At 61.8% G+C, this 16175-nt stretch carries 16 protein-coding genes; 9 read left to right on the forward strand and 7 right to left on the reverse strand.

Features of this window, described 5'->3' with window-relative positions; translation table 11 throughout:
* Positions 1-179 precede the first annotated feature (179 nt).
* From FIV02_RS11770 to FIV02_RS11790, 5 genes are all read right to left on the reverse strand, one after another.
* On the reverse strand, positions 180-1556 hold the full coding sequence (locus tag FIV02_RS11770) for a DUF1329 domain-containing protein (protein ID WP_152488692.1): 1377 nt from the start codon (positions 1554-1556) through the stop codon (positions 180-182).
* Between the two features lie 20 nt (positions 1557-1576).
* Complete coding sequence (locus FIV02_RS11775; RefSeq protein ID WP_256663118.1) at positions 1577-3130, reverse strand: DUF1302 domain-containing protein; 1554 nt, start codon at positions 3128-3130, stop codon at positions 1577-1579.
* 460 nt (positions 3131-3590) lie between these two features.
* Entirely contained in the window at positions 3591-4346 is a 756-nt protein-coding gene (locus FIV02_RS11780; protein WP_152488694.1) for a glucose 1-dehydrogenase, read from the reverse strand.
* The gene (locus tag FIV02_RS11785; RefSeq protein WP_152488695.1) at positions 4343-6016 is read right to left on the reverse strand and encodes an FAD-binding protein; all 1674 of its coding nucleotides are present in this window, start codon (positions 6014-6016) and stop codon (positions 4343-4345) included. The genes FIV02_RS11780 and FIV02_RS11785 overlap by 4 nt, the downstream gene beginning before the upstream one ends.
* Positions 6017-6024: 8 nt before the next feature.
* Entirely contained in the window at positions 6025-6534 is a 510-nt protein-coding gene (locus FIV02_RS11790) for a flavin reductase family protein (RefSeq protein WP_152488696.1), read from the reverse strand.
* Positions 6535-6831: 297 nt separating this feature from the next.
* Here FIV02_RS11790 and FIV02_RS11795 point away from each other — a divergent pair, with 297 nt between their 5' ends.
* Together FIV02_RS11795 and FIV02_RS11800 are read left to right on the forward strand one after the other, a co-directional pair.
* Complete coding sequence (locus FIV02_RS11795; protein WP_152488697.1) at positions 6832-7968, forward strand: LLM class flavin-dependent oxidoreductase; 1137 nt, start codon at positions 6832-6834, stop codon at positions 7966-7968.
* Between the two features lie 146 nt (positions 7969-8114).
* Complete coding sequence (locus tag FIV02_RS11800; RefSeq protein ID WP_152488698.1) at positions 8115-8495, forward strand: steroid Delta-isomerase; 381 nt, start codon at positions 8115-8117, stop codon at positions 8493-8495.
* A gap of 65 nt (positions 8496-8560) precedes the next feature.
* Here FIV02_RS11800 and FIV02_RS11805 read toward each other — a convergent pair whose 3' ends face one another.
* A complete protein-coding gene (locus FIV02_RS11805) occupies positions 8561-9034 on the reverse strand; it encodes an SRPBCC family protein (RefSeq protein ID WP_152488699.1) in 474 nt (157 codons plus the stop codon).
* Positions 9035-9352: 318 nt separating this feature from the next.
* On the opposite strand from FIV02_RS11805, the gene FIV02_RS11810 reads away from it, so the two are divergent.
* The 4 genes from FIV02_RS11810 to dmpG are packed head-to-tail and all read left to right on the forward strand — an operon-like array spanning position 9353 to position 12930.
* Positions 9353-10177, forward strand: a complete 825-nt coding sequence (locus tag FIV02_RS11810) for an alpha/beta fold hydrolase (protein WP_152488700.1) — start codon at positions 9353-9355, stop codon at positions 10175-10177.
* Entirely contained in the window at positions 10174-10965 is a 792-nt protein-coding gene (locus tag FIV02_RS11815) for a fumarylacetoacetate hydrolase family protein (RefSeq protein WP_152488701.1), read from the forward strand. The genes FIV02_RS11810 and FIV02_RS11815 overlap by 4 nt, the downstream gene beginning before the upstream one ends.
* A gap of 8 nt (positions 10966-10973) precedes the next feature.
* A complete protein-coding gene (locus FIV02_RS11820) occupies positions 10974-11882 on the forward strand; it encodes an acetaldehyde dehydrogenase (acetylating) (protein WP_152488702.1) in 909 nt (302 codons plus the stop codon).
* Positions 11883-11895: 13 nt separating this feature from the next.
* Positions 11896-12930 carry a 4-hydroxy-2-oxovalerate aldolase gene (gene dmpG / locus FIV02_RS11825; RefSeq protein ID WP_152488703.1) on the forward strand — a complete coding sequence of 345 codons (1035 nt, stop codon included), beginning with the start codon at positions 11896-11898 and terminating at the stop codon, positions 12928-12930.
* 117 nt (positions 12931-13047) lie between these two features.
* On the opposite strand, the gene FIV02_RS11830 is transcribed toward dmpG, so the two are convergent.
* Positions 13048-13422: a hypothetical protein gene (locus FIV02_RS11830; protein ID WP_134675851.1), complete on the reverse strand. Its 375-nt coding sequence runs from the start codon at positions 13420-13422 to the stop codon at positions 13048-13050.
* Positions 13423-13581: 159 nt separating this feature from the next.
* Between FIV02_RS11830 and FIV02_RS11835 the strand changes: the two genes are divergently transcribed.
* From FIV02_RS11835 to FIV02_RS11845, 3 genes are all read left to right on the forward strand, one after another.
* Positions 13582-14253, forward strand: coding sequence for a response regulator (locus FIV02_RS11835; protein ID WP_152488704.1), 672 nt, complete (start codon positions 13582-13584; stop codon positions 14251-14253).
* Positions 14250-15572, forward strand: a complete 1323-nt coding sequence (locus tag FIV02_RS11840; protein ID WP_172979148.1) for an ATP-binding protein — start codon at positions 14250-14252, stop codon at positions 15570-15572. The genes FIV02_RS11835 and FIV02_RS11840 overlap by 4 nt, the downstream gene beginning before the upstream one ends.
* A 78-nt stretch (positions 15573-15650) precedes the next feature.
* Positions 15651-16043: a DUF4280 domain-containing protein gene (locus tag FIV02_RS11845; protein WP_081876531.1), complete on the forward strand. Its 393-nt coding sequence runs from the start codon at positions 15651-15653 to the stop codon at positions 16041-16043.
* Positions 16044-16175: the final 132 nt, after the last annotated feature.

The raw sequence follows: 16175 nt of genomic DNA on the forward strand, positions 1-16175 counted from the left end.
GAGGTCGACCGCATCCGATGGCTGAGAGAAACCATCCAGGAGAGATGGCAAGGCCTTACCGAGCGATTGAAGGGGCGCCCGAGTGGTACGAGCCGTTCTGACGAGCAAGGCCCGGACGCACTGCGGCCAGGCCTTTGAAGGACAAACCATGCCCTGTCAGCACGGTATGAGGAGGTGTCTCAGCGGGTACCCAGCTTGCGCAGGTAGGAGGGGGTAAATTCTTCTGCGGGGAACTGGCTAACGTTGAGCAAGGCTGGCTTCTGCTCATCGAGCAGGCGATCAACCAGGTAAGAGCCCGCAATCAGATCATGATAGATGCCCAGACGTGCATGAAGCCGCTGGATATCGTAGGCGTAGATTGTGGCCTGCATGTTGGTGCGCCAGAGCAGGCCGCGGCCATCGTAGTTGTCGGCCATGATGGCGGCCCAGCTATCCTCGTCGAGGTACATCACGCGCTTGGCATAGATATGCCGTGCCCCGGCCTTGAGGGTACCCTCCAGCACCCAGACGCGGTGCTTCTCGTAGCGCATGAGGTCGGGATCGACATGACCGTTGACGGAGAGAATCTGATCGATAGTCACCTCGGGTGCGTCGATGCGGTAGTTATGGTAGGGGATGAACAGCTCTCGCTTGCCGACTATCTTCCATTCGTAGCGATCCGGCGAGCCGTTGAACAGACGATCCTCGTCGAAAGTGCGAAAACCGCCAGCCCCGTTCGGAGTGTCGTAGCCGACCGTAGGTGCCCGACGTACGCGGCGCTGGCCGGGCGTGTATTGCCAGGCCTGACGCTGTTGACTGTAGCTGTCGATGAACTCGTGGCCGACGATGATCTCACCTTTCTTGCGCACCGGAGCCAGGCTTTCCGTAAAGAAATTGACGAATGCGCCATTGGCATTTTCCAGCGAGTAGTTGGGGTCTGACCATATTGACTGGATCTTGTAGGTGAGCTTGTCCGTAACGCGGTTACCGTCGGAATAACGCACTACCTGAAGGTAGTTGGCTTCCTCGGTGGAGGCGCCACCGCGCATGGTGTGGTTGAACAGCAATTCGACGCCGCTCTGAGGGATGGGAAACGGTGATGCTCCCCAGGCATTGACGGTTTCGTTGCCGTTGTCTGCCACTTCGGCGTTCAACGCATTTGTCTTGATGAGCTTCTCTAGGAGGGAGTCAGTGCGAAAGTCGCGGTGGCTAGGGTAAATCGGCATGCGGAAGCTTTGCGGATAACGCTGGAACAGGGCCTTCTGGCCGTCACTGAGGTGCTCGGCGTACCGCGCCATGTTGGCCGAGGTAATGACGAACAGTGGTTTCTCACCCGCGTAGGGATCGGGGTAGGGGGTACCTGGTCCGGCAAATTTCACGTGCGGCGGGACTCCCAGCCACTTTCCGGTCCAGGCCGGGATGCTGCCGTCGGCATTGCCGGCCTTCTCCGCACCGGTAGGGGTGAGATCCTGGCCGAGGCGTGCGGCTTCGGCCTCGCTGACCTTGGCCTGGACGCTCAGACAGCTGCACAGTAGGGTAGCGGTCAGGGCCGCGTTGATCATGCTTGGGGTATTCATGGGGTTCTCCTCCGTCCGGCTCAGAAGCGGTACTTGAAGTTCAGGGCGACGTTGTCGCGGTCGGCCAGGCCGGTGTTGTTGGGGTTGCCCAGATAGGCGTTGTAGCGCGCTTCTACGGTGAAGTTGTCGAGGTAGCGCCAGGAGGAGCCGATACTGAAACGGTTGTCGTGGGCACCACTGTTGATAGCGCCGGTGATTGCGCTGTCGCCATCGGCGGCGCTGCTGAAGATGATCGGCACGGACATGTCCCAGCCGTTGAAGACGTTGTTGTAGTCGAGCGTCACCTGCACGGTATAACCCCAGGCGTCTCGGTCCAGGGCCAGGCTGTCGGAGCTGGAGCCGGGCAGGATGAAGCCCGGAAACAGTTCGATCGGTTCCGAGGTGTCGTTATCCAGCACATGGATATGCACCACTTCACCTGCCAGGGTGAGGTTGTCGGCGAAGCGGGTCGGCCCGAACACATACACGGTCGACAGCTGGCTCTGCAGCGTCTTGCCCCTTACCGGCGTGGAGAACAGATCGTCGACCATCACCGCCTGGCCATCGCGATAGCTGATCTCTCCCGCAATGCTGGCGTCGCCGATATTGGTGGCGAAGCTCACGCCGTACAGGTCGATGTCGTCGAAGTAGCGCATCTGGTAGTGGCCGCTGAGCGAGGGACGGAAGTCCAGCGATGGTTGCTTGTCGTGGAAGCGCACGTAGTAAAGGCCGAACTCGGTGTTGTTCAGCGACTCGGCGGTATAGGTCAACGCCACGCCGTACTGACCGCTGTCGCTCGGCTCCTCGTCGTCGAGGCGAGTGAGGAAGCCCGTGGCGTCGTTGAATCCGCCTTCGTCGATGTAGTCGGTAGTGGAGAAGTAGCTGCCGACGCCGAACAGTTCGGTCTTTTCCCACTTGTACTGGTAGTACGCCTGCAGGCTGAGCGAATCGGTCAGGCTGATCTGGCCGAACACCTGGCCTACCGGCAGGAGAATCTCCTTGACCTCCACCCCGGGGGTGGTGGCCTTGGTCGCATCGACCGGGCTCTGAGCACCGGAAATTCCTGGGTAGAACATGCTCTCGCCCCAGCTCACGACCTGATCGCCGACGCGCAGGTTGAGGTTGTGGCCGGCGACGCGCCAGTTGCCGTAGACGTAGGCATCGAGCATGCGCAGATCTTCACGATGCTGGTCGACGGTATCGTCGGAGAAACGGTTCGGGCGGGAGCAGCGGCCACCCGCGAAACAGTTGGAGGTGCCCGTGCCGTTGTCGTTGCTCTGGTCGTAGACGTTGTCGTAGAAGCCCGTCGCTCGCAGGAACACGCCGTAGTCCTGGCGCCAGTTGAAGTTGGCGTCGGTGACAAAGCTGATCCGGTTGTTGATCAGGCTGCCTTTGTCGAAGGCGTTGTTGCCGTCATTACCGTTGGCATCCGCCAGCAGTTTGTCGTCGCGGTCCTCGACACGCCAGGCCAGGCTGTAGGACAGGGTGGTGTCCAGATCAATACTCAGGTCTTCGCTGGGCTGGAACGTCAGGGCATGAGCCTGACCCGCCAGTGCCAGGGTGGCCACATGGATGGATAGATGTAGTGGTCGCAAGGCGTTTGTTATTTTTATCATCTTGTCCTCGTTGGCGGTCGGTTGACCCCGACCAGCATCTCGGGTGAAGGGGATACAGCCAGGTGCCACTATGAAATCGCGCGGTGACGGCAACATCGTCCAAGCAGACTAACCTGAATGCGCGGCCTACGGCCGCTGCCGGCAGCCATCACAGGGTTGGCAACGCGCTTCAGCACGTGAATGACGGAGGTTCACACCCGGACACTGCGGCAGCGGCTGCAACAGGGTGTCGCGCAGGTTGGCCGGGTCTTCAGAAAGCACGACCTGGCCTCGCCGGACGGATTTGAGATACAGATTGCTTGGCCGGCCGCGATGGTTGCACCGTGCGGCGATGAAGATCGAGCCGCCGTCCGGCAACTGAGCAGGCAACCGGCGGTTGCGTTGCTGAGGACTGCCTGCAGTGGCTCGGGCCAGTGCAGGCGGGTCGTCCTGGCGTCCGTTACAGGCCGCTGATCAGTTGCCCGTTGTCGACACGGATCTCGGCGCCGTTGATGAAGCGCGATTCGTCGCTGGCGAGGAACAGCACCACGTTGGCGATATCGCGCGGCGCGGCCATGCGGTTCATCGGGTCTGCGTCCAACACATCCTGAGGAATCGGCTGGCCACCCGTGAGAGCCTGGGTCATCGGTGTATTGATCCCGTCCGGATGCACGCTGTTGACGCGGATGCGATAGCCCTGCTGCTTGCAGTGCAGGGCAATGGCACGGGTCATCGCCGCCACTGCGCCCTTCGACGCCGAGTAGGCACAGAACATGGGCAGGGCACCCAGCGCCGCGACCGAGGACATGTTGACGATGGAACCACCCCCGGTCTCCTTCATTGCGGAGATCGCGTACTTGCAGCCGAGGAAGTAGCCATCGCTGTTGATCTTCTGCACCCGCTGCCATTGTTCCAGGCTGGTCTCCTCGATGTTGCCCAGCAGGAGGATGGCGGCATTGTTGACCAATACGTCGAGGCGCCCGAAGCGCTCCAGGGTGCACTTGATGACGTGCTGCCAGTCGGCCTCGCTGGCGATGTCCTGGCGCACGAACAGCGCGTTGTCGCCGATCTCGGCGGCAACCGAGCGCCCGGCCTCCTCATTGAGGTCGGTGAGCACCACCCTGGCACCCTGGCTGGCCAGCAGCAGGGCATCTTCACGACCCACCCCGCTGGCGGCACCCGTGATCAGGCAGACTTTGCCTTGGACTCGACTCATGTTGTTCTCCTTTTGGTTTGCTGCGCTGGACGGGTAGTCGTGGTCGCCATGTGTACGGCGGCGCGACGCCCGGAATAGATGCAGTCGGCCAACGAGAGGCCGGAGACATAAAGATTGGAGGCGACGCCAACCGCATTGCGGCCGGCGCTATACAGGCCGGCAATGGCCACCCCGTTGTCGTCCAGGACATGGCCACTGGTCTCGCATACCCGCAAGCCACCCAGGCTGATGGTTGGGCAGGGGAACAGACGGCAGGCGAAGGAAAGATCCAGTGCGTACCATGGGCCTTTGCTCAGGTCAGAGAGCATGGCTGGCGACTTGCCGAACGCATCGACACATTCACCCCGGGCAGCGGCGTTGTAAGCCTCCAGGCTGGCCCTGAGTTCGCGCTCGGGGAGGCCACAGCGCGCCGCCAGGCGTTCGAGCGTGCCGGCACGCTTGCTGTTGCACAGCAGGTTGAGCAGCACTGGCAGGCGCTGGAACTGCCAGACACGCCCTGGGCCAACCTGGCGTAGGGCTTTACAGACAAGGTCGCGGTTGAGGATGAGAAAGGCGCGTCCGCCGTGCTCCTCGACCATGGCATGCCCGAGCTTGGCGCCATACACCTCTTCGTTGCAGCAGCGCTGGCCAAACGCGTTGACGACCAGGCCCCGCGCCCAGGCCTGCGGCGGATTGATGAAACGCCAGGCGCTGATCCTGTCCATGCGCGCGGTCGAGCCACCAGCGCTAAGCCCCAGGCAGATGCCACCGCCGTCGCAGCCTGCGCTGCCCAGCGGCAACCCGGCCAGGTAGGCGGGTGCGTGTCGCTGGACCATCTCGCGATTGAGCACGAAACCACCCGCACTGAGCAGGACCCCGCGTTCCGCACGGATCAGACGGCGTTCGGCGTGTGCCTGTTCGATCTTCCTCGCCCGCGTGCGCAAGCGTTCGGCCAACGCCGGGGCATACATGTGCAGGGCCTGGGCCCAGCGAGACAGCCGCGCGTGGCGATGCGCCGCCGCGCTGCCGGCGGCAAGCTGCCAGGCCTCGACACCAATGACCCGGTCGTTCGCATCCAGTATCAGGCGGCGTGCCTGGCACTGGCTGTACAGGCGTACACCGGCGCGCTGTGCGCTGGCTGCCAGCGCGGCATAGAGCACGACGCCAGACATGCCCCTGCCCTTGGCCCGATGCCCGCGCGGTGCTGGTGAGGCATGGCGAGCATAGTCGGCCACGGTTTCGTTGCCCGAGTAATAGAGGTAGTACTGGTCGCTGGGGTAGGAGGTCTTGTGTGGTGGCACGCTGGCCTCGAAGGCTACGCCCTGGCGTTCCAGCCAGGCCAACTGTTCGCAGCTGTGCTGACAGAAGTCGCGCAGGGTCGCCTCGCTCACCGCGTTGCCGACTTCCTGGCGCAGGTAGGCGAACATCGCCTCGGGACTGTCCTGATAGCCCGCTTGCTGCTGGTAGGGCGTACCACCCCCGGCGTACACCACACCGCCACTCAGTGCGCTGGCGCCGCCCCCTGCGTAGCGGTCGAGGGCCAGAACCCGCAGGCCGCGCTCGGCTGCCTCGATGGCCGCGCTGGCGCCTGCCGCACCAAAACCGACCACCAGCAGCCCACAGCGTTCGCTCCAGTCGATTTGGGCGGCACTGCTCACGCGCAGTGCCGACGAAGCCTGGACATTCTCCATACCGTGCTTCAGCTGGCCGCCGCCAGCGGCGTTGCTGCGGTCGTGGTATAGGCGCCGTTCAGGTAGACCAGCGGGGTGATCTCCTCGCTGTTGCGAATCTGGCGGATACGCCCGATGAAGATGCTGTGAGTGCCATAGCTGAACTTGCCGTCCTGCTGGCAGAGAATCGCCGACTGGGCGTCGGCCAGGTACGGGATGCCGTCCTCGTCCTGCCGCCAGTTGCCGCGCTGAAAGCGGGCCTCACCCTTGATCGGGCCACTGCACAGGTGCGACAGCTCCTCCTGCTGCAGGCCAAGGATGTTCACGCAGAAGTCCGCGCCGGCATCCAGGACCGCGTGCAGCGAGGCGGTCTTGTTTACGCAAATCAGCAGCGATGGCGGCTCGGTGGACAGCGAATCCACTGCAGTGGCCGACATCGCGAAGCGCTGCTGGCCGTTGCTGGTGGTGATGATGGTCACTGACTTGGCCAGGCGGCGCATGGCCTGGAGCATGTCGTCCTTCAGTGGGGTGTCGTTCATCGCACGGGCCTCCGGGTACTTGGCAGTGCGATCGATTCTTGCCCAGGGCCTCAGCGGCAGCATCGTCCGAGGGGACTAGGTGTCGCCTTGCAGCCTGCTGGCGCCTCTCGCGGGGGCCACGCTCCGTCGCCAGGCACATGGCGGCTATGTGCTCCTTTTTCTCTCTCCGGCGGCAGCGATGGGCGCCAATAGTCCGTTTGTGGGATTCAGCTGCGCGGGTGATCTCCGACCATGCGCACACGGCACGCGAAGCGGTCGCCGACAGCTCCCTGAGACCTACAAGTACAAGGAACCGCCATGAAATTCTCCCTGATCTATGAGGCCCAGACGGTTGACGCCAGCCGCGAAGGTGATCGCCGCATATTCGACGAAACCGTCGAGCATGCCGTGCTGGCTGACAAGCTCGGTTTCGATACCTTCTGGTGCGTGGAGCACACCGCGCTGACCAACTACTCGCACATGTCCGCCCCTGAAACCGTGCTGGCGTTCGTCGCAGGCAAGACCGAGCGTATCGGCATCGGTCACGGTGTGGTGTGCCTGCCTCCGGCCATGAATCACCCGGTGAAGGTCGCCGAGCGCATCGCCACCCTCGACCTGCTGTCCAAGGGCCGCGTGCACTTCGGCGTGGGCAAGGGGGGGACAGAGCAGGAGGCGGGCACCTTCGGCTACGACCTGGCCAGCCTGCAGCCACAGATCGACGAGGCGATGTACCTGATTCCGAAGATGTTCGTGCGCGACGAAATCGAGCATCACGGTGACTTCGTGCAGATACCCAGGCGGCCGATTCATCCCAAGCCCTATCAGGATCCGCACCCACTGATGTACCTGGCCTGCACCAATACCGAGAGCCTGAAGCGTGCGGGTGGCCGGGGCATGGGAGCGCTGGTGCTGGGTTTCGGCGGCCCCGAGGAGATCGCCAAGAAGGTCGCCGTGTATCACGAGGCCTGGGACCAGCGGGAAGAGAAGGACCAGGTGGGCTTTCGCCCCAATCGCCATATCGCCGCACTGTGCCCGGCCATCGTTCTCGACGACAACGCGACGGCGCGCAAGATCGGCATCCGCGGGCAGCGCTACTTCATGGAGTCGCTCGGCTACTGGTATGGCGGCGGCGCCCGTCCGGACCCGGCGCAATGGACGGAAGACGTCGTACACGACGGCAGCGGCCAGGACATCATCAAATCCAACTTCGCCTCGGAGACCGTCACGGTCGATTTCTCCGATCCGGCCATGAGCATGCTCAACCCGAACCACGCCTATGGCACGGCCGAGGACTGCATCGGTTACGTGCAGCGCCTGATCGATGCGGGGGCCGACGAGATCCTGTTCATTTGCCAGATGGGCACGGTACCGAACTGGGCGCAGCTGGAAACGCTGAAGAACATTGGCGAGAAAGTCATTCCGTATTTCCGCAGCAGGCAACAGCAGGACCACTGAGCTGGGCATGGCGGTGGGCCCTCGGGTCCATCACAGGCTCGCGGGCGAGCATTCAGCGTGAGGCGCCGCAGCCATTTTCTGGCTGACGGTGATCATGTCTATCGGCGACGGTCCGGGGGCTGTCGCCTGATCGTAGGTGAGCGGAAATGACGACCACGACCGAAGCAATGCGGACGGCGATGCAACGTTATGTCGAACTGGTGGATGCTGGCGACGTCGAAGGCATCCTTGCGCTCTATGCCGACGATGCGCGCGTCGAGGACCCGGTGGGTACGCCGCCCCTGATCGGACGCACAGCGATCGAACGCTTCTACCACAAGGGACTGGGCCGCAACAAAGTCCATGCACGTCTCACCGGGCCGGTGCGGGTGGCTGGCAACTGTGCAGCGATGCCGTTTCGTATCGAGCTGGAGTGGGGTGGTCAGCCCTGCACCATCATGGTGATCGACGTGATGGAGTTCAACGAGGACGGCCGTTTCCAGTCGATGAAGGCGTATTGGGGCGTGGACAATCTGGAGCTTCGCTGAACGCGTTCCAGAGCGATGAGCCAACGGCGGTACAGCACAGCATTCGCCGGCCAGCTCCTCCGCGTTCAGTCAATGAAGTCTCGATTCTGTGTCTCGCCCGTCTCGTAGTAGACCGTGAGATTTTCGCCGATCTGCCGCACCGTCCTGTCGAAGGTATTGGCCAGCAGGCGCTCCACAAGACGGCCGCCACGCAGGCGATAGTCCAGGCACAAGGTCATGCGGCTGCCGCTGCCGTGCGCTTCCAGGGCATAGCTGAAGCGGGCCTCGCGAAAGGGGAAGGGCGCTCCCCGGTTGGCCTTGTGCAGATGCAGGACGAAACCCGAACCCTCCTGCCAGTCGACTACCGTTTCATCCAGCCATTGACCATAGCGGCGTTGCACCCGGCGACTGGCGCCGCGACCACTCTGCGGGCCAGGGTGGAACCAGCAACCGGTCAATCCGGGTACGTAGTAGGGCGCCAGGCTGAGATCGCTGAGGAACTTCCAGGCGCTTTCCAGCGAGAGGTTGAGGTGAATGGTATGACTGGCATGGGTGGACATGAAGGGCTCCTTCAACTTATGACGCTGTGCGCGACGTCGAGGAAGCGCGCCTACAGGCATGCTTCGCCCCCATCGGGTCCAGGCTGCGGATGTTCATTGCGCCCCTTCAACGTCGCGTCGTCAGACAATTGCTTGCTGGCGAGACTAGGGGAGCGTAAGCAGGCGGACTACGTCCGAGCGGACGATGCGTTTTTCCGATGAGGGTGAGGGGCAGGAGGCAACCACACTCGACTCATGCCGAGTAGTCCTCTCGGACGATGTTGCTGCGCCGCAGCATCGAAATAATCCCGGCACTACCACGAGCCGAGGAAGTCGCCGATGGTCGCGTCGAATGGACAGTACATCACTCTGCAGGATGGCCTGCGCCTGCATTACCTGGACCAGGGAGCAGGGCAGCCGGTGGTATTCATCCACGGCAGCGGGCCGGGTGCCAGCGGGCATAGCAACTTCAAGCAGAACTACCCACAGCTCGCCGCAGCCGGCCACCGCGTGATCGTGCCCGACCTGCCCGGGTACGGTGCTTCGGACAAGCCCGAGACTCAATACACCCTGGATTTCTTCGTTGCCGCCCTGAGCGGCCTGCTCGACCAGCTCGACATCGAGCGCTGCGTGCTGGTCGGCAACTCCCTGGGCGGTGCCATCGCCCTCAAGCTGGCCCTGGACGAACCGCAGCGCGTCAGTCGACTGGTGTTGATGGCCCCCGGTGGGCTGATGGAAAAGGAACAGTACTACCTGCAGATGGAAGGCATCCAGAAGATGGGGGCGGCCTTTGCCGCCGGCCAGCTGAAGGACGCCGACGGCATGCGCAAACTGCTCGGCCTGCAGCTGTTCGACGCCAGCCTGCTCAGTGCCGAAACGGTCGAAGAGCGTGTGGCCGTGGTCAATCAGCAGCCGCTGTGCGTGCTGTCGACCATGCAGGTACCGAACATGAGCGCACGCCTGGGTGAGCTGCAGTGCCCGATCCTCGGCTTCTGGGGCATGAACGACAAGTTCTGCCCGGTGGCCGGCGTACAGACCCTGATGCATGCCTGCAGTCGTATCCGCTTCGTGCTGCTCAGCGAGTGCGGGCACTGGGCCATGGTCGAATACGCCGAGTTGTTCAACCGCGAATGCCTGGCCTTCATTGCGGAGGGCCGCACATGAACGAGCAACTGCGCGACCTGCACGCCGAGGCGCTCTATCACGCGCGTCGCGAGGGATACACCCTGACGCCGCTGACCAGGCGCTGGCCGGCCATTTCCATCGAGGACGCCTACCATATCTCGCGACGCCTCGTGGAACGACGTGTCGCCGACGGCCAGGCCATCGTTGGCAAGAAGATCGGTGTCACCTCAGATGTGGTGCAGCAAATGCTCGGCGTGCACCAGCCCGATTTCGGTTTTCTCACGCAGGACATGTGGTTCGCCAACGGCGAGGTGATTTCCCTGCGCGATAGCCGCCTGATCCAGCCGCGCGCCGAAGGCGAGATCGCCTTCAAGCTCAAGCGCGACCTGATTGGCCCAGGTGTCACCGAGCAGGATGTGCTGGAGGCCACCGAATGCGTGATGGCCTGCTTCGAAATCGTCGACTCGCGTATCCAGAACTGGAACATCCGCATCCAGGATACGGTCGCCGACAACGCCTCCTGCGGCGTATTCGTGCTCGGTACCGAGCAGGTCGACCCACGCCAGTTGGATCTGCCCAATCTGCGCATGCGCGTGTTCAAGAACGGTAGCTTGATCAGCGAGGGTCTGGGTTCGGCGGTGCAGGGCAACCCGCTGACAGCGGTGGCCTGGCTGGCCAACACCCTGGGTGGCTTCGGCATTCCCTTCAAGGCCGGCGAAATCATTCTCTCCGGGTCCCTGGTTCCACTGGAGCCGGCGCATGTCGGCGACCGTTTCGAACTGACCATCGATGGCCTGGGCAGTGCCCAGGTGTCCTTCTGCGCATAGGAGCTCCCATGAGCAAGAAACTCAGGGCGGCCATCATCGGCCCCGGCAACATCGGCACGGACTTGCTGATCAAGATGCGTCGCTCGGAATGGATCGAACCGGTATGGATGGTCGGCGTCGATCCCACTTCGGAGGGCCTCAAGCGCGCCGCCGAATTCGGCATCAAGACCACTGCCGAAGGTGTCGATGGCCTGCTGCCACACGTCCTGGACGACGACATCCGCATCGCCTTCGACGCCACCTCGGCCTACGTGCACGCGGAGAACAGCCGCAAACTCAATGAGCTCGGGGTGATCATGATCGACCTCACCCCGGCGGCCATCGGCCCTTATTGCGTGCCCCCGGTCAACCTCAAGCAACACGCCGAGAGTCTGGCGATGAACGTCAACATGGTCACCTGCGGCGGCCAGGCCACCATCCCCATGGTTGCGGCGGTCTCACGCGTACAAACGGTGACGTACGGTGAAATCGTCGCGACGGTTTCATCGCGTTCGGTTGGCCCTGGCACCCGGCAGAACATCGACGAGTTCACCCGCACCACGGCTGGCGCGGTGGAGAAGATCGGCGGAGCACAACGCGGCAAGGCGATCATCGTCATCAACCCGGCCGAGCCGCCGCTGATGATGCGCGACACCATCCACTGCCTGACGGAGTCCGAGCCGAACCAGGCCGAGATACGTTCCTCGGTGCTGCACATGGTCAGGGAAGTGCAACGCTACGTGCCTGGCTACAAGCTGATCAACGGGCCGGTGTTCGACGGCCGCAAGGTGTCGATCTTCGTCGAGGTGGAAGGGCTCGGCGACTTCCTGCCGAGGTCCGCCGGCAACCTGGACATCATGACAGCTGCAGGCCTGCGCACCGCCGAGATGTTCGCTGAAGAAGCCCATAGGGGCGCCCTGCAATTGCCAGCCCGCTGAGTGGAGAAACGACATGAACCTGCAAGGTAAGAGCGTGCGCCTGCACGACATGAGCCTGCGTGACGGCATGCATGCCAAGCGCCACCAGATCAGCCTGGAACAGATGGTGGCGGTGGCCACCGGCCTGGATGCTGCGGGCGTGCCGCTGATCGAAATCACTCACGGCGACGGCCTGGGCGGCAGCTCGCTGAACTACGGTTTCCCGGCACACAGTGACGAGCAGTATTTCGACGCGGTGATTCCCAAGCTCAGGCAAGCCAGGGTTTCGGCGCTGTTGCTGCCGGGTATCGGCACCGTCGACCACCTGAAGATGGCGCACGGCTGTGGCGTTTCCACCATCCGCGTCGCCACCCACTGTACCGAGGCTGATGTGTCCGAGCAGCATATTGGCATGGCCGCCAGCATGGGCCTGGATACCGTCGGTTTCCTGATGATGGCGCACATGCTCAGCGCGGAAAAACTGCTCGAGCAGGCCAGGCTGATGCAGGGTTACGGTGCCAACTGCATCTACTGCACCGACTCGGCCGGCTACATGCTGCCGGATGAAGTGACGGAGAAGATCTCGGTGCTGCGTGCGGGCCTGGATGCCGACGTGGAGATCGGTTTTCACGGCCACCACAACATGGGCATGGCCATTGCCAACTCACTGGCCGCCATCGAAGCCGGGGCAGGGCGCATCGATGGGTCGGTGGCCGGGCTCGGTGCTGGCGCCGGCAACACACCGCTGGAAGTTTTCGTTGCGGTACTCGAGCGCATGGGCGTCAACAGCGGCATCGACCTGTACCGGATCATGGACGTGGCCGAGGACCTGGTGGTGCCGATGATGGACCAGCCGATCCGTGTCGACCGCGATGCGCTGACACTGGGTTATGCGGGTGTCTACAGCTCCTTCCTGCTGTTCGCCAAGCGCGCCGAGCAGAAGTACGGCATCCAGGCCCGTGAGCTGCTGGTCGAGCTGGGCAAGCGTGGCACTGTCGGTGGACAGGAAGACATGATCGAAGACCTGGCGCTGACGCTGTCACGTCAGCGCGGTGTATTGCCGACTTGAGCGGTTCTTGACGCGTCGCTGCGTGGCAGTATTACGCAGCGTTTTTGCCGGGTATGAATGCAAGAGACACATTGACCGCCTTATGGCGGTCAATGTCTAAAACGATGCCGCTATTTCTTACAGCGCGCGTTCACTCAATAGCGAACCGGTACGGTCGATCAGTTGCAGGCTCTTTTGAAAGCCTTTGTCCATTATCCTCATTTCGTATGTATTGTCCGCAGCAAAATCAGAATACTCGAGAGTTGCGAACATAGCGTAACTGCTTTCTTGCCCCGTTCCCGATGTAATCAATACCTCCAGCTTGTTGTTTCCCGGTGAAACACTGAAGTAGCGCCCATTGTCGACGCTGACCCCATTGACTTTGTTTGCCATCAGAAGATCACCGGCGCTGTTCTGAAACGTGATGATTGCCGTGGAGTCATTGGCCGACGGTATCTGGGTCGCACAGGCAGACAACAGTGCCGATATTGCAGCGAGGAAGAGGAGTTTCATTGGTAATGTCCATGTTGATTCAGGGTGGAATCATCATCGCGCCAGCGAGTTAATCCACGATTAAGACATTGACAATAAGCGGCGAGATAACGCTCGAAATCTTAATTCGATCTTAATGTTGGCAATGTATGCTTCGCCGTGACAACGGGGGGAGGGATCATGCGCATACTGTTAACCGAAGACGACAGTCTTATCGCCGAAGGCGTGTCTGCCGGCTTGTCCGTTCAAGGTTTCACTGTCAGTCATGTCACCACCGCATCCGCTACCGAGTCTGCATTAGCGGCTGCAGAGTTCGATCTGTTGATTCTGGACCTGGGGTTGCCTGACCAGGACGGACTCATGCTGTTGCGGCGGTTGAGAAGTCGCAACTTCCACATACCGGTACTGGTGTTGACGGCAAGAGACTCGATCAACGATCGGGTCGCTGGCTTGCAGTCGGGCGCGGATGACTATTTGCTCAAACCCTTCGACCTCCGTGAGTTGGTGGCCCGGTTGCACACCCTGCATCGACGTTTTCTGGGGCGCAGTAGCAACGTGATCCAGCATGGCGAACTTTCAGTCAATCCGTCCACCCGCGAGTTTCTCGTGAGTGGCGATCCCGTCGACCTGTCGAAGAAAGAGCAGGCGGTGCTTTGTGCGCTTCTGAATACCAAAGGGATCGTCAGCGTCGACGCACTCAAGGATGCGGTATATGGCTTTTCCGTTGACGTGGAGAGCAATGCACTCAATGTCCATATTCACAACCTGCGCAAGAAACTGGGCGCGAGCATTGTTCAGACGGTACGGGGCATCGGCTACCGACTCGGCCATCTTGGGGAGCGCGAGTCGTGAGTATTCGGCGTGGCTTGATGTACCGCCTCGGGGGCAGTTTTCTCGTTCTCTGGCTGGTGTCAGCGGCGTGGATGTTCAGCGACTTGCAGAAGAACATCGACAGAACGCTGGATGAACGACTGGCCGCCTCTGCAAAGCTAGTCGTGAGCATGCTTGGCGCGTCATCACTGTCAGCTGTGGACGATGGAATGAGGTCGTCGGGCATTTTGCCTGACGAGGATGTCAACCTGATGGCAGGTATGGCCTGCCAGGTGTCGTCCCTGAAAGGCGAGATTCTCGTGAGGAGTCACAACTCGCCAAGCGAGCGAATAGGGCGCATGGGCGAGGGATATCACACCCAGGTTGCAGATGGCGTCGAGTGGCGAACCTTCACGCTGGAGGCCGATGGCGTGAGAATCAGCACGGCAGATCGAATCGAACAACGCGCACGCCTGAAGTACGCCATTCTGGAGGCTGCAGCAGTGCCTGTTCTCGTTGCGCTGATTGGCGGCCTTGTCGTTCTCTGGATCTGCGTGGGTAAGGGGCTGGGCCCCCTCGCAAGGATGTCCAGAGCGCTCCTTTCAAGGAATGCAGAACACCTGGATCCACTCAACGTCGACGAGCTTCCCGTGGAGCTGCGTCCGCTTGCTGCATCGCAGAATGAATTGCTGCTTCGACTCTCACGCGCGATAGAGAGAGAGCGCCGATTCACCGGAGATGCCGCGCATGAACTGCGTAGCCCGCTCACGGCCATAAAGACCCATATCCAGGTCGCACGGTTAACGGATGGGGACGTCTCCCGAGTCGCGCTCGGCAAGGCTGAAAAAGGCGCCGACCGCTTGCACTGCATTCTGGAACAGCTTCTCCTGCTTGCCAGAGTGGAGGGGCGCTTGTCGTTCGACGATGGCGTTCAGGCGTTCCCGTCCGAAATCATCATGCAGGCGCTGGAGGACTCCGAACGGAGCAATATCGTGAAGATCAAGCTCCACCAGGATGCAGACCGCTATCCACTGGCGGTGCCGTCAGCGCTTGCAACGGCTGCGCTGCGCAATCTCATCGACAATGCGCTCCGGCATACCGCACCCGGCACCGAGGTCGGGCTTTCAGTCTCTGTCGAAGGTTCGATGGTTCTTTTCTGCGTGCAGGACAAAGGCGGGGGAATTCCTGAGCTGCAACTGAATGATGTGACACGGCGCTTCTGGCATCAGGGTCGCGCAGGTGGAACGGGGCTTGGCCTGGCGATTGTCGAGGCGATCGTTGCCAGGTTCAACGGTGAGTTGAAGTTGCGCAATTCCGCTGAAGGGCTCGAGGCCGTGATGAGCCTTCCGCTCGTGCCATGAAGTGTCGCTCGCCGAAAGTACCACTCAACGACTTTCTACTAAGCTTCCCCTCCATCAGGGACCGGCTTGGAGAACGTGATGGGTTGTCCGCAGGTATGCAGTGGTGCGACGTTGCAATGCAGTTTTGGCGCCGCGCCGAGCGCATTGAACGTATTGCCGACGAACCGCACGCTGACAGGGGGCATGCCGGCGGCGAATATCATGGATTACATCCCGCTGGTGAATATCATGCCCTTCGGCATGTGCATGAGCATGGCCAACCCGACGGTGGCGGCCGCCACTGCCGCGGCACTGGGGGTGTTGACGCCCATGCCTTGCATACCCGCCACGGCCTCGCCCTGGATTCCCGGTGCACCGACCATGCTGCTGGGCAATATGCCTTCACTGGATTCCAACTGCACGTTGATGTGCACCTGGGCGGGGGTGATCAAGGTAGTAGTGCCGGGCCAGGTGCAGATGCTGATTCCCTGACAGGCCGTTGTAAAAACGACCTGCGATGCCATTGCAGCGTTGAGAACAGACTCAAAATGCTCGTTTGCAGCTCGTGAGCTTGTGGGGCCGCCATCGGTATTGCTCTGGCTGCCGCGCCTGCGCTTTTCAATA

It is taken from the genome of Pseudomonas sp. THAF187a, from assembly GCF_009363395.1.
Classification (GTDB): Bacteria; Pseudomonadota; Gammaproteobacteria; order Pseudomonadales; family Pseudomonadaceae; genus Aquipseudomonas; species Aquipseudomonas khazarica.

Coding starts and splice junctions, on each gene's coding strand:
- FIV02_RS11770 (WP_152488692.1), bottom strand. CDS start 1,556: ATGAATACCCCAAGCATGATCAACGCGGCCCTGACCGCTACCCTACTG.
- FIV02_RS11780 (WP_152488694.1), bottom strand. CDS start 4,346: ATGAGTCGAGTCCAAGGCAAAGTCTGCCTGATCACGGGTGCCGCCAGC.
- FIV02_RS11785 (WP_152488695.1), bottom strand. CDS start 6,016: ATGGAGAATGTCCAGGCTTCGTCGGCACTGCGCGTGAGCAGTGCCGCC.
- FIV02_RS11790 (WP_152488696.1), bottom strand. CDS start 6,534: ATGAACGACACCCCACTGAAGGACGACATGCTCCAGGCCATGCGCCGC.
- FIV02_RS11795 (WP_152488697.1), top strand. CDS start 6,832: ATGAAATTCTCCCTGATCTATGAGGCCCAGACGGTTGACGCCAGCCGC.
- FIV02_RS11800 (WP_152488698.1), top strand. CDS start 8,115: ATGACGACCACGACCGAAGCAATGCGGACGGCGATGCAACGTTATGTC.
- FIV02_RS11805 (WP_152488699.1), bottom strand. CDS start 9,034: ATGTCCACCCATGCCAGTCATACCATTCACCTCAACCTCTCGCTGGAA.
- FIV02_RS11810 (WP_152488700.1), top strand. CDS start 9,353: ATGGTCGCGTCGAATGGACAGTACATCACTCTGCAGGATGGCCTGCGC.
- FIV02_RS11815 (WP_152488701.1), top strand. CDS start 10,174: ATGAACGAGCAACTGCGCGACCTGCACGCCGAGGCGCTCTATCACGCG.
- FIV02_RS11820 (WP_152488702.1), top strand. CDS start 10,974: ATGAGCAAGAAACTCAGGGCGGCCATCATCGGCCCCGGCAACATCGGC.
- dmpG (WP_152488703.1), top strand. CDS start 11,896: ATGAACCTGCAAGGTAAGAGCGTGCGCCTGCACGACATGAGCCTGCGT.
- FIV02_RS11830 (WP_134675851.1), bottom strand. CDS start 13,422: ATGAAACTCCTCTTCCTCGCTGCAATATCGGCACTGTTGTCTGCCTGT.
- FIV02_RS11835 (WP_152488704.1), top strand. CDS start 13,582: ATGCGCATACTGTTAACCGAAGACGACAGTCTTATCGCCGAAGGCGTG.
- FIV02_RS11845 (WP_081876531.1), top strand. CDS start 15,651: ATGGGTTGTCCGCAGGTATGCAGTGGTGCGACGTTGCAATGCAGTTTT.